This is a genomic window from Brevibacillus sp. MCWH, from assembly GCF_013096935.1.
Taxonomy (GTDB): domain Bacteria; phylum Bacillota; class Bacilli; order Brevibacillales; family Brevibacillaceae; genus Brevibacillus; species Brevibacillus aydinogluensis.
The window spans coordinates 1-11,738 of sequence record NZ_SDLF01000034.1; the positions used below are offsets into that span (position 1 = coordinate 1).

Annotated in this window: 10 protein-coding genes, 10 tRNA genes, 1 rRNA gene and 1 pseudogene; 20 read left to right on the forward strand and 2 right to left on the reverse strand. The window is 53.1% G+C overall.

The features are described 5' to 3' along the window. From ETC00_RS18595 to rocF, 12 genes are all read left to right on the forward strand, one after another. Positions 1-173 (forward strand): 23S ribosomal RNA (locus ETC00_RS18595); the annotation flags it as partial. Positions 174-230: 57 nt separating this feature from the next. Next, positions 231-306, forward strand: a tRNA-Asn gene (locus ETC00_RS18600). 7 nt (positions 307-313) lie between these two features. Next, positions 314-389: transfer RNA gene (locus ETC00_RS18605), tRNA-Thr, on the forward strand. A 6-nt stretch (positions 390-395) separates the two neighbouring features. After that, positions 396-472, forward strand: a tRNA-Glu gene (locus ETC00_RS18610). Between the two features lie 72 nt (positions 473-544). Continuing rightward, positions 545-620 (forward strand) — tRNA-Val (locus ETC00_RS18615). Between the two features lie 31 nt (positions 621-651). Then, positions 652-736 (forward strand) — tRNA-Tyr (locus tag ETC00_RS18620). Positions 737-750: 14 nt separating this feature from the next. Then, a tRNA-Gln gene (locus ETC00_RS18625) sits at positions 751-825 on the forward strand. Positions 826-832: 7 nt separating this feature from the next. Continuing rightward, positions 833-908 (forward strand) — tRNA-Lys (locus ETC00_RS18630). Between the two features lie 49 nt (positions 909-957). Beyond that, a tRNA-Arg gene (locus tag ETC00_RS18635) sits at positions 958-1,034 on the forward strand. A 71-nt stretch (positions 1,035-1,105) separates the two neighbouring features. Next, positions 1,106-1,182: transfer RNA gene (locus tag ETC00_RS18640), tRNA-Pro, on the forward strand. Positions 1,183-1,241: 59 nt separating this feature from the next. Next, positions 1,242-1,315, forward strand: a tRNA-Gly gene (locus tag ETC00_RS18645). A gap of 218 nt (positions 1,316-1,533) precedes the next feature. Then, entirely contained in the window at positions 1,534-2,430 is an 897-nt protein-coding gene (rocF, locus tag ETC00_RS18650; RefSeq protein ID WP_171567590.1) for an arginase, read from the forward strand. A gap of 78 nt (positions 2,431-2,508) precedes the next feature. Here the strand turns inward: rocF and ETC00_RS18655 are convergent, their stop codons facing one another. Then, entirely contained in the window at positions 2,509-2,658 is a 150-nt protein-coding gene (locus ETC00_RS18655; RefSeq protein ID WP_171567591.1) for an aspartyl-phosphate phosphatase Spo0E family protein, read from the reverse strand. A gap of 179 nt (positions 2,659-2,837) precedes the next feature. Between ETC00_RS18655 and sigW the strand changes: the two genes are divergently transcribed. The 7 genes from sigW to ETC00_RS18690 all read left to right on the forward strand — a co-directional run bounded on the left by sigW (position 2,838) and on the right by ETC00_RS18690 (position 10,611). Beyond that, a complete protein-coding gene (gene sigW, locus ETC00_RS18660) occupies positions 2,838-3,401 on the forward strand; it encodes an RNA polymerase sigma factor SigW (RefSeq protein ID WP_171567592.1) in 564 nt (187 codons plus the stop codon). A gap of 17 nt (positions 3,402-3,418) precedes the next feature. Continuing rightward, positions 3,419-4,042 carry a zf-HC2 domain-containing protein gene (locus ETC00_RS18665; RefSeq protein WP_171567593.1) on the forward strand — a complete coding sequence of 208 codons (624 nt, stop codon included), beginning with the start codon at positions 3,419-3,421 and terminating at the stop codon, positions 4,040-4,042. A gap of 111 nt (positions 4,043-4,153) precedes the next feature. Beyond that, a complete protein-coding gene (cdaA, locus tag ETC00_RS18670) occupies positions 4,154-4,972 on the forward strand; it encodes a diadenylate cyclase CdaA (RefSeq protein WP_283092166.1) in 819 nt (272 codons plus the stop codon). After that, the gene (locus tag ETC00_RS18675; protein ID WP_171567594.1) at positions 4,965-6,209 is read left to right on the forward strand and encodes a CdaR family protein; all 1,245 of its coding nucleotides are present in this window, start codon (positions 4,965-4,967) and stop codon (positions 6,207-6,209) included. Before cdaA ends, ETC00_RS18675 begins: the two co-directional genes overlap by 8 nt. 43 nt (positions 6,210-6,252) lie before the next feature. Continuing rightward, on the forward strand, positions 6,253-7,599 hold the full coding sequence (glmM, locus tag ETC00_RS18680; protein WP_171567595.1) for a phosphoglucosamine mutase: 1,347 nt from the start codon (positions 6,253-6,255) through the stop codon (positions 7,597-7,599). Positions 7,600-8,058: 459 nt separating this feature from the next. Beyond that, complete coding sequence (gene glmS / locus ETC00_RS18685; protein WP_171567596.1) at positions 8,059-9,891, forward strand: glutamine--fructose-6-phosphate transaminase (isomerizing); 1,833 nt, start codon at positions 8,059-8,061, stop codon at positions 9,889-9,891. A gap of 309 nt (positions 9,892-10,200) precedes the next feature. Then, complete coding sequence (locus ETC00_RS18690; protein ID WP_029098109.1) at positions 10,201-10,611, forward strand: YjdF family protein; 411 nt, start codon at positions 10,201-10,203, stop codon at positions 10,609-10,611. Positions 10,612-10,660: 49 nt separating this feature from the next. On the opposite strand, the gene ETC00_RS20995 is transcribed toward ETC00_RS18690, so the two are convergent. Then, positions 10,661-10,858 (reverse strand): IS3 family transposase, encoded by a 198-nt coding sequence (locus tag ETC00_RS20995; RefSeq protein WP_152523343.1) that lies wholly within the window; start codon positions 10,856-10,858, stop codon positions 10,661-10,663. Positions 10,859-11,288: 430 nt separating this feature from the next. Here ETC00_RS20995 and ETC00_RS18700 point away from each other — a divergent pair. Further along, positions 11,289-11,611: pseudogene (locus ETC00_RS18700) on the forward strand (transposase); the annotation flags it as partial. Between the last annotated feature and the right edge of the window lie 127 nt (positions 11,612-11,738).

Consider the following 11,738-nt stretch of genomic DNA (forward strand, 5'->3'; position numbering starts at 1 on the left):
TGCGGACGGGATAAGCGCTGAAAGCATCTAAGCGTGAAGCCCCCTCCAAGATGAGACTTCCCACAGTGTCAAGCTGGTAAGACCCCTCAAAGACGATGAGGTTGATAGGTTCGGTGTGGAAGCGCGGTAACGCGTGGAGCTGACGAATACTAATCGGTCGAGGACTTATCCACTCCAATGATCCTTTGCACCATGCATGTCCAGTTTTGAAGGCGCGAAGTCTTCAACGTTCCTCGGTAGCTCAGTCGGTAGAGCAATCGGCTGTTAACCGATCGGTCGGGGGTTCGAGTCCCTCCCGAGGAGCCATTCATCTGCTCCTGTAGCTCAGTCGGTAGAGCGCTTCCATGGTAAGGAAGAGGTCGCAGGTTCGATTCCTGTCGGGAGCACCATTACATGGCCCGTTGGTGAAGAGGTTTAACACAGCAGCCTTTCACGCTGTCATTCAGGGGTTCGAATCCCCTACGGGTCACCATATAATGAAGTGGGTCCCTGCAAAGCATAGGGAATGTACTTTCAACCATCCCGAAACTTTGTAGGGTGTTGTGGAGGCTTAGCTCAGCTGGGAGAGCATCTGCCTTACAAGCAGAGGGTCGGCGGTTCGATCCCGTCAGCCTCCACCATTCCTTTCACACCACTTCGTTGGTAGGATTTGGGGAGATAGCGAAGTGGCTAAACGCGGCAGACTGTAAATCTGCTCCCTCTGGGTTCGGCGGTTCGAATCCGTCTCTCCCCACCATTCCCATTACTCATTGGGGTATCGCCAAGCGGTAAGGCAACGGACTTTGACTCCGTCATTCCTAGGTTCGAATCCTAGTACCCCAGCCATTTCCATGAGCCATTAGCTCAGTTGGTAGAGCATCTGACTTTTAATCAGAGGGTCGAAGGTTCGAGTCCTTCATGGCTCACCAGTTACTTTATTCCCAAATAAAAAGGGGCTTTGGGAACCCCGCCATATATGTGCCCTTAGCTCAGCTGGATAGAGCGTTTGACTACGAATCAAAAGGTCGGGAGTTCGAATCTCTCAGGGCACGCCATATTTGCAGATGTGTGAGGTTAGGCGTGAGAACATGTTTCTCACTTCCCCCTCCCACAACTGAAGGTAGATCGGGAAGTAGCTCAGCTTGGTAGAGTACTTGGCTTGGGACCAAGGGGTCGCAGGTTCGAATCCTGTCTTCCCGACCACTTTCATATTCCCAATCAGCTGTTGGGACTATCTGCATTTTATGGGACCTTGTTCACATGCGGGTGTAGTTCAATGGTAGAACTCCAGCCTTCCAAGCTGGATGCGTGGGTTCGATTCCCATCACCCGCTCCATTCCATCGTGTAAAACGGGCAGCCGCTTATCGGTTGCTCGTTTTTTTCTGTACGCCCCCCGTGTGTTTCACCAATCATAAAATGACAGGGGACGCACGTGTCAAAAAGCCTGCAGGCAGCTGCCTGCAGTTTTTTTATGCAAATGGCTGTCGAGTTGAGTCATTTCCTTTCTCAAGGCTACAATAAGCGTGTGTGAACCAAGGGAAGGGGGCGCGTTTATGAACAAAAACATCAGCATTATCGGTGTACCGCTTGATTTGGGAGCAGACCGCCGCGGGGTGGACATGGGACCGAGTGCCATCCGTTATGCAGGCGTGATTGATCGCTTGAAAAAAATGGGTCTGGATATCCAGGACAAAGGGGATATTCCTGTTACTCGACCGCACACGTTTACCGAGACAGACAACCACAAGTACCTGGATGAAGTGGTGGAGGCCAACACCAGACTGGCCGAAGCTGTAAGCGCCATCATGGAGGAAGGGCGTTTTCCGCTGGTGCTGGGCGGCGACCACAGCATTGCGCTCGGCACAGTGGCCGGTGTGGCCAAGCACGTGAAAAACCTCGGCGTGATCTGGTTTGACGCTCACGGTGATTTGAACACCGGAGAAACGTCACCCTCCGGCAACATTCACGGGATGCCGCTGGCCGCCAGCCTGGGGTACGGACATGAGCGCCTGGTGCAAATCGGCGGTTTTGCGCCGAAGCTGAAGCCGGAAAATGTGGTGATTATTGGCGCGCGCGATTTGGATGCGGGCGAGCGCGAATTAATCAAACGAATCGGCTTGAAGGTGTTCACCATGCACGAAATCGACAAACTGGGCATGGCCCGCGTGATGGATGAAGCGATTGCCCATGTGTCCAAGAACACCGATGGCGTCCACCTCAGCCTCGATCTGGACGGACTTGATCCGCACGATGCACCGGGAGTGGGCACGCCGGTGATTGGCGGCATCTCTTACCGGGAAGGTCATTTGGCGCTGGAGATGCTGGCTGACGCAGATATTCTCTGTTCGGCCGAGTTTGTGGAAGTGAACCCGATTCTCGACCGGGAAAACATGACCGCCCGTGTCGCTGTTGCCCTGATGAGCTCTGCTTTTGGCGACAAATTGCTGTAAGAAAAGAAGCGAGGGACCCGTGAGTTCCCTCGCTTTTTGTTTCCGCATCTTTACATCAGTGGAGGATAGCGGTACATTCTAAGGATGGGGATGCAGCTTGTTCAACAGATGGTCCAACTGCACGCTTAACTCCACCATTTCGGGCGTAATCGTTTTTTGTTCCTCGTAGCGTTCGTTCAGCTCTTTGCGCAGTTGTTCGATTTGGAGAAGAACATGCGGATCGTGCATGTGTTCCACTCTCCTTTACACCGTCAAGTTAAGAGGGGTACCATCACTACTATATGGAGACAACCTGTCTCTTTATTCCTGTATTTCCCTCAAAAATGGCCGAGTAAACACGCCGGAAAAACGAAACCATTTGCAGTACCATCCGTATAAGGAGATTACGGTATTGCGGGGAGGATCGCATGGACTTTGTAGAGAAACGGTTAACCCAGCGGGCGAAGCGGGGAGACCGCGAAGCTTTTGCCGAGTTAATCGAAATATATAAGGACAAGATATTTCAGCTTGCGTATCGCATGGTGGGAAACCGCCAGGATGCGGAAGACATCGCGCAGGAAACATTTTTGCGGGTGTATGCCAACCTGCATTCCTACGACGAAAGTTACAAATTCTCCACGTGGATTTACCGGATTGCGACCAATCTGTGCATCGACCGGGGCAGAAAAAAGCGGCCCGACTTTTCGCTCGACGAGGAACTGGAGCCCGGACAGGGCATGGATTGGTATTCGCGGCTGTCGTCCAACGAGAAGGGGCCAGAGGACCAAGTGGTAACGCAGGAGTTGCAGGAGACCGTACAGAGCGCCCTTTCCCAACTAGCGCCCAAGTACCGGTCCATCATGATTTTACGGTACATTGAAGATCTGTCGCTGCAGGAAATCAGCGATATTGTCAAGCTGCCGGTCACAACCATCAAGACGCGGATTCACCGCGGTCGAGAAGCCTTGCGCAGCAAGTTGCGATTTATGTAGGAAAGGAGAATACCACGATGGAATGCCGAGAAATGATTGCGCTCATTCACGAGTTCCTGGACGGAGAGATTGACGAGCTGTCCAATCAGAAGCTGCAATCCCACCTGCAGACCTGTGCTTCCTGCCGCCGGCATCTGCACGAACTGCAGCGGGCCATCGCCTTTGTCCAGAGCGCATCTCATGTTCATGTCTCGCCAGATTTTACCGCTCGCGTTCTTGCGCAATTGCCGGCTCCTCCCAAGACAAGGCGATTTTCCAATTGGCTGCGGAATCATCCGTTTCTTACGGCAGCTGCTGTCTTTCTCTTTTTGATGACCGGGAGCATGTTTGCTTCCTGGTTTGAGGCGGATAACACCCTGCAAATTTCCTCGTCCAACTTGGATAAACTAAAAATTGACTATGAGCGCAACGTAGTGGTCGTGCCTGCGGGAACAACCATCGACGGAGATTTGGTAGTGCGCAACGGAAATGTGGAGGTGCAGGGACAAGTAAAAGGCAACGTGGTCGCCATCGAAGGCAAGGTGGTGCTGGCTTCCACCGCCAAAGTGGCGGGAAACACCGAGTCAATCGAAGCGATCTTCGAATGGATTTGGTACGAAATGAAAAATCTTGGTAATGACTTGCTTCCTATCTTGCCATAGGAGAAAATAGAGAGTATAGTTACATGCAGCACGGCAAAAAGCAGCCGTGCTTTTTCCGCAGGAGACGCTAGCAACTGCCTTGAGATGGAGCGAAATATGGGGGCTTCGTTTATGATTTCACTGGATTATGGGGATTTGCTGCGGTATGTGGTCGATATTTCTCTCGTCACATACGTGATATATAAACTGATTATGCTGATTCGCGGTACGCGAGCGGTGCAGCTGCTCAAAGGGATCATGGTGATCATTATCACCTGGTTGTTGAGCAAGTACTTCCAGCTCACGACGCTGCATTGGCTCATGTCGCAGGCGTTTACGTTCGGGGTGCTGGCCATCGTGATCATCTTCCAGCCAGAACTGCGACGCGCCCTGGAACAGTTGGGGCGGGGCAGACTCTTTTCCCGCTCGAGCAGCATGCAGGACGAAGAGACGGTGCGCCAGATGGTGCAGGAGGTCTGTAAATCCGTGACTTACCTGGCCAAACGGCGGATTGGCGCCCTGATCGTAATCGAACGGGAAACCGGGCTGAACGATTTCGTGGAGACAGGAATTGGCATCAACGGGCGCGTCAGTTCGGAGCTGTTGATCAACATCTTCATCCCGAACACGCCGCTGCACGACGGGGCGGTGATCATGCGCAGAGACGTGATTCTCGCCGCTGCATGTTACCTGCCCCTCTCTGAAAATACGTCCATTTCAAAAGAATTGGGGACGCGCCATCGCGCCGCCATCGGGGTCAGCGAAGTATCTGACGGTCTGTCCATTGTCGTTTCCGAAGAGACGGGACACGTGTCGTTTGCCATGAACGGAGAAATGAAACGCAACCTGACAGAGGAGCAGTTGGCGGAATGCCTGATGGAACAACTCCAGCCTTCCTCAAAGAGCAAGTCCATGGCAAGTCGTTGGCAATGGAGGCGAAAACATGGATAAGTGGTTAAACAGTCATTGGTTTGCGCGAGCCATCGCCTTGATGCTGGCGATCATGATGTGGATGGTCGTCAACCTGGAAATGGATTCGACTCCTTCGACGGAGACGAGCCGCCCGCTCTTGATTGACGACATCGCCCTGCACGTCAAATACGACAGCGAGCGTTACTATGTGGTGAAACAGCCGAAAACAGTCAAGGTGGCGCTGGAGAGCAACAACCCGTTTTACCGCCATAATATTCTTCCCTCCGATACCTACGAGGTGTATGTGGACCTGCGTGACAAAGGAGCAGGGACCCACAAGGTGCCGGTTCAGTACAAGGGGTGGGAGGATGCCAAGGTGGGGATCATTCCCAACGTGGTCGAAGTCACGCTGGAAGAGAAAAAGACCGTGGAGCGCGAAGTCACGGTCGAGATGCTGGGACAGGTCGCGCAGGGGTACACGGCCGGCGAGCCGCTGGTCAAGCCGTTTAGGGCTTTGGTCCGAGTACCAGAGAGCCAGGCTGACAGGGTGGCGGCAGTGAAGGCCTCCGTCGATGTAGAAGGGGCGACCTCGCCGATCAAAACGACTGTACCGCTCAAGGTAGTGGACAAATCGGGCAACGTCCTGCAGACAGCGGAAGTGATCCCGCTCACCGTGGAGGTCAGCGTGCCGGTGACAAGCCCGTATGTCAAGGTCCCGATCAAATTGAACTTGACGAATGAAATGCCGGATGGCTATAGTTTGGCTAGTGTAGAAATGAATGTGGAAGAGGTGACCGTATACGGACCGAAAGAAGTGATCGATGCACTCAAAACGAGCACGTATCCGGGGCCGGAGATCGATCTGAGCAGCATTACGTCGGATCGCGTCTTGGAGCTGAAGATACCGGTGTTGGAAAACATTGTGAATGTGGAACCCGAGTATTTGAAGGTGTCACTGAAAGTGGTTCCGTCCACAACCAAACGTTTGGCGAAAATCCCGATCCGCATCAGCGGCCTCTCGGAAAACATGAAGGCGCGCGTGCTTTCGCCGGATGGTCAGGAGATGTCCACCATCGATTTCGACACGGTGGGAGCACCGGAAGTGCTGCAGCAACTGGGGCCGGAAGATGTGCAGGTGGTCGCTGACGTGAGCAGCATGCCGGCCGGTGTGTATGAGGTTACCTTGAACTACATCTTCAACCAGCCGGATTACGTCAAAGTGGCAAAAACAGCACCCAAGAAGGTAACAGTGGAAATCACGAACAAGCGAAGCTAGACAAAAGCTGTTTGGTGTACAAGGAAGGAAAAGAGGGACAAACATGGGGAAGTATTTTGGAACTGATGGTGTACGCGGTGTGGCCAATGCCCAGCTGACTCCAGAATTGGCATTCCGAATTGGGCGTGTCGGCGGTTACGTTCTGACCAGACACAAGCAGGAAGGCAAACCGAAAGTGGTGATTGGGCGCGACACCCGCATTTCGGGACAGATGCTGGAAAGCGCGCTGTTGGCCGGATTGCTCTCGGTAGGAGCGGAGGTCGTCCGCTTGGGCGTCATTTCTACGTCCGGCGTTGCGTATCTCACCCGGGCGCTGGGAGCGGATGCCGGCGTCATGATTTCCGCCTCCCACAATCCGTATCCTGATAACGGCATCAAGTTTTTCGGCAGCAACGGCTTCAAGCTCTCGGACGAGGTGGAAGAGGAAATCGAACAATACCTGGACGCGGAGGAAGACACCCTGCCTCGTCCGACCGGCGAGCACATCGGAACAGTGCTGGAATACCTGGAGGGCGGTCAAAAGTACCTGTCCCACCTGAAAAGCACGGTTACGGAGCGCTTTGACGGCATGAAAGTGGTGCTCGATTGCGCCAATGGCGCTGTTTCTTCGCTGGCGGCCCGGCTGTTTGCCGACGTGGAAGCGGAGGTTATCACGATCGGAGCCAACCCGAACGGCGTCAACATCAACGAGCAGTGCGGCTCCACCCATCCGGAGCGCCTGCAGGAGGAAGTCGTGAAGCACAAGGCACACCTGGGTCTTTCCTTCGACGGTGACGCCGATCGCTGCATCGCGGTGGATGAAAACGGGGAGATCGTGGACGGCGACTACATCATGGCGATCTGCGCACGTGCCTTGAAGGCGAAAGGCAAGCTGAACAACAACACGGTAGTCACGACCGTAATGGCCAACATGGGCTTCTTCAAAGGGATGGAAGAATGCGGAATCAACACCACCAAAACAGCGGTGGGAGACCGGTACGTGGTCGAGGAAATGCTGCGCGGCGGTTACAACCTGGGCGGCGAGCAGTCCGGCCACATCATCTTCCTGGACTACAATACGACTGGGGACGGTTTGCTGACTGGCCTGCAGCTCCTCAATGTGGTCAAGGAGTCGGGCATGCCGCTGTCTGAACTGAAACAGGTGATGACCAAATATCCGCAAATCCTGGTCAACGTACGGGTCGAGGACAAGACGAAGCTCGCCGGCAACCAGGCGATTGAGAAGGCCATTCGCGAGGTGGAAGAGGAACTGGCTGGAAACGGCCGTGTCCTGGTCCGTCCGTCCGGAACCGAACCGATTGTGCGCGTCATGGCGGAAGGGCCGGACGAAGCGCAGTTGGAACAGTTGGTCAATCGGATTGCTGACGTGGTGAAACAGGAACTGGTATAATAGACTAGGGGAGTGGTACCATACCACTCCCCTCTGCATACAAGTAATAAGACAAAAGAATGATTGTCGTGGCTGCGAAACTGTGATACAGTTTTTCATGTGCCATGACAAAATGTAAACTGAGGGGGAATTTTCCAAAAGGTTATCGAATCGTGTAAAGTCGTGATGGAAAAGCGCCAGCACTGCGTTTGTCCGACACGGAGCGCAGTGGACGAGGTGGAGGTTTATCGAGAGTTCGGCGGATGCCTCCCGGCAGCTGTATCACTGCCGAGGAGCGCGGGTACAAAACAGCAGGGCGACCTGTTGGACAAAACCCGCGCATGATACACCAACAGGTTTTGGAAAAAAGGGTTTTTGCAAAATCGTCAGTCAAACAACACCAAATGGAATGGCGGGGGCACACCCCCCGTATCACAAACAGTGGGTCGTGTCCCCGTCACTGAAAGGGGACAAAACAATATGTGCGGAATTGTAGGATACATTGGCAATCGACAAGCGCAAGAAATCATCATCGGAGGTCTGCGCAAGCTGGAGTACCGCGGGTATGACTCGGCGGGGATCGCTGTTCAGACGGCACAGGGTTTGCTGGTGGACAAAGCAAAAGGGCGTCTGGCCGTGTTGGAGGGCAAACTGGCTGTACAGCCGCTGGCCGGTAACGCAGGCATCGGGCATACGCGTTGGGCAACGCACGGCAAGCCGTCCGACGAAAACGCCCATCCGCATACCGATTCGGCCAAAAAATTTGCCGTGGTACACAACGGGATTATTGAAAACTTCCTGCCGATCAAGGAAGAGCTGATGGCCAAGGGCTACGAGTTCACCTCGGAGACGGATACGGAAGTAATCGCCCATCTGCTGGCCGATCTGTATGACGGCGACATCGTCTCCACAGTGCGCAAGGCCGTGAAGCGCATGCGCGGGGCGTACGCGCTGGGCATCATGACCGAGCATGAACCGGATAAACTGGTTGCGGTCCGTCTGGCAAGCCCGCTGATCGTCGGTGTCGGTGAAGGTGAGAACTTTATCGGTTCCGACATTCCGGCCCTGTTGGAACACACTCGCGACGTCTACATCCTCAATGAAGGGGAGATGGCCGTTCTCACCCGCGACGGCGTGGAACTGATGGATGCCGAGACCGGTGAACGAATCGAACGGGAACTGTTCCACGTGGAGTGGGATCTGGTGCAGGCGGAAAAAGGCGGATACGACTCGTTCATGCAAAAGGAAATCTACGAGCAGCCGCAAGCCGTCCGCGACACGGTGAGCGCACGCATTGACGAAGCGAACAAGCGCGTGGTGCTGCCGGAGCTGAACATGAGCGACGAGGAATTGGCAGCGTACGACCGCATCTACATCGTCGCGTGCGGTACGTCCATGCACGCCGGTCTGGTCGGAAAAGAAGTCATCGAAAAATGGACGCGCGTGCCGGTGGAAGTAGCAGTGGCTTCCGAGTTCCGCTACCGCGACCCAATCTACACCGACAAGACCCTGATGATCGTGATCAGCCAGTCCGGTGAAACTGCCGACACGCTGGCTGCCCTGCGTGAAGCGAAGAAGAGCGGCGTCAAGGTGTTGGCCATCACCAACGTAGTGGGCAGCTCCGTCGCTCGCGAAGCGGATGACGTGATCTTCACCTGGGCCGGTCCGGAAGTGGCGGTGGCGTCCACCAAGGCATACACCAGCCAGGTCGTGGCACTTTACCTGTTCGCCCTCTACTTTGCACAAGTCAAGGGCACGCTGGCCGCTGCCGAGATCGCGAACGTGGTGGAACACCTGCAGCAACTCCCGGCGAAGATCAGCACGATCCTCGAAAACGATGAGCAGATCCGTCGCTTTGCCGAAAGCATCAAGGACGCGACCAGCCTGTTCTTCATCGGCCGCGGTCTGGACTACGCGGTGTCGCTGGAAGGCTCGCTCAAGCTGAAGGAGATCTCCTACATCCACTCCGAAGCGTACGCCGCAGGCGAACTGAAGCATGGCACACTTGCGCTGATTGAAGACAACGTACCGGTTGTGGCGCTGGCCACCCAGCCGGACATCTACGAAAAAATGGTCAGCAACATCGTTGAGGTAAAAGCTCGCGGCGCCCGCGTACTTGGCTTCGCCATCGAAGGCGACCGCGAACTGGCCAAAACCGTGGACGATGTCATCCACATTCCGACCACCTTGCCAATGTTGACGCCGATTCTGACCGTCATTCCATTGCAACTGCTCGCGTACTACGCTTCCGTCGCCCGCGGTCTGGACGTCGATAAGCCGCGCAACCTGGCGAAGAGCGTAACGGTTGAGTAAGAAAAGGACGGAACCTGAGCAGTAGAAAGAAAATAAATCATGTCCATGAAGCCGAACGGTGTCAGGGTTCAACCCTGATCACGGTTCGGCTTCATCTTTTGAAAACGGGCTGGATTGTGATCCTTGAGGTGACGGACGGGATAGTGAAATCACGTGAAGCTTGTTGTATGATAAAATATGAATATGGAACGTAAAAACACGGTCTGGTTGGTAGTCCAGACGCATTGGTAACTGCTGCCAATGTCAGTAACCTTCCCCCCTCGGGATGTCCATCGTTCCAATGATTTTGTGTTAGAGGGGGAATAGAGAGTGAAATTGACTGTTTTTCATGATGGTCAATTTTGGGTAGGTGTTGTAGAAGAAGTTGTTAACGGAAAGCTGAGAGCGGGCAGGTATTTGTTTGGCTCTGAGCCAAAGGACCAGGAAGTACTTGAATTTGTTAACACAAAATTATTGGAGTTCATGAGCGGGTTGTCAGAACACCTATCTGTTGAAAAACGTCAACCTAGAAAAATAAACCCGAAACGATTGGCAAGGCAGGCAGCCCGTGAAATGAAAGCGAATGGAGTGTCGACGTACGCCCAGGCGGCACTTCAGTTGGAGTACGAGAAACGAAAAAAAGAAAAACAAATCCTAAGCAAAGCCAGACGGGAAGAACTCAAGGAATATAAGAGAGAACTCAAGCGAAAAAAAGCAAAAGAAAAACACCGTGGAAGGTGAACGGGACTGACCCCCGTCCGTAGGACAGGGATCAAAACACCTTAGTTTTTTAAGCAGCCAGTTGCCGATATTGAATCGGTGACTGGTTGTTTAGTTTCATTTGAATGCGAATTGGGTTATAGTAATGAATGTAGTCTTGCACAATCTGTTCAACGATGGCAATATCTTCGAGATAGAATGTTTCATACTTTAGTGAAGAGTGCCGATTGGATTGGCAAACGGCTGTGTATTTCGTTGATTTTTCCATCGATAATTTAATAGCTGGAACGAGCAATACCTAGCCATTTGCATGTTTGTTTTACAGTGACCTCTCCCTTTAAAGCATCCATCCACTGAACTGCGGCTTCTGGTGACACCTCCTTTCCCACTCCTTGTACTTTTTTAAGACATCCAATTATTGCTGTAAGTAACGATTTCCTTGTCTTAACCTTTCAACTTCCGTGGCAAACTCTGGTCCTTTCCCATATGCGTACTGTTTGCCTACCGGTTGTGCAAAACGGTGAGTTTCGCCATTTCTGTACCAACGTAACCATGTGTTTACCTGCGTTTTGTTCTTAATACAAAGTTGCTCCATAACTTCACTCACGGGAATATAATTTCTTGAAGGTGTTTTGATTTGCCTCAAGATATGGGGTCAGTCCATGTCGACAAACCCTGGTCGACAGTCTTTTTTCTGACGTAAGCACGAATACGTCTACGACGAGTATTACGATTGCTACATTTGCCCGAACAACGCAGTGTTGAGCTACGAAACGACGACCAAGGAAGGTTATCGCATCTACCGGTCCAATCCGGAGGTATGCCGCCATTGTCCGTTATTGACACAGTGTACGGAAAGCAAGGATTGCACCAAGCGGATCAGCCGCCATATTGGGGCGCATTATCTGGAAGAAGTTATCATTTGCGGCACACGGAAACGAACAGACACATTTACGAACAGCGGAAAGAGACGATTGAACGGGTGTTCGCAGATTTGAAGGAGAAGCATGGCATGCGATGGTGTGAAGATCAACGTTAAAATCCCCAATATAATCGGTTGAAAATTCCCCACTTTCATCGCAAACTCTCTCCTTGGAGGAGAGAGGAATCATGATAAAGAATGGGGAGTTTTACATGATTCACGAAAT

Coding starts and splice junctions, on each gene's coding strand:
- rocF (WP_171567590.1), top strand. CDS start 1,534: ATGAACAAAAACATCAGCATTATCGGTGTACCGCTTGATTTGGGAGCA.
- ETC00_RS18655 (WP_171567591.1), bottom strand. CDS start 2,658: ATGCACGATCCGCATGTTCTTCTCCAAATCGAACAACTGCGCAAAGAG.
- sigW (WP_171567592.1), top strand. CDS start 2,838: ATGGACTTTGTAGAGAAACGGTTAACCCAGCGGGCGAAGCGGGGAGAC.
- ETC00_RS18665 (WP_171567593.1), top strand. CDS start 3,419: ATGGAATGCCGAGAAATGATTGCGCTCATTCACGAGTTCCTGGACGGA.
- cdaA (WP_283092166.1), top strand. CDS start 4,154: ATGATTTCACTGGATTATGGGGATTTGCTGCGGTATGTGGTCGATATT.
- ETC00_RS18675 (WP_171567594.1), top strand. CDS start 4,965: ATGGATAAGTGGTTAAACAGTCATTGGTTTGCGCGAGCCATCGCCTTG.
- glmM (WP_171567595.1), top strand. CDS start 6,253: ATGGGGAAGTATTTTGGAACTGATGGTGTACGCGGTGTGGCCAATGCC.
- glmS (WP_171567596.1), top strand. CDS start 8,059: ATGTGCGGAATTGTAGGATACATTGGCAATCGACAAGCGCAAGAAATC.
- ETC00_RS20995 (WP_152523343.1), bottom strand. CDS start 10,858: ATGGAAAAATCAACGAAATACACAGCCGTTTGCCAATCCAATCGGCAC.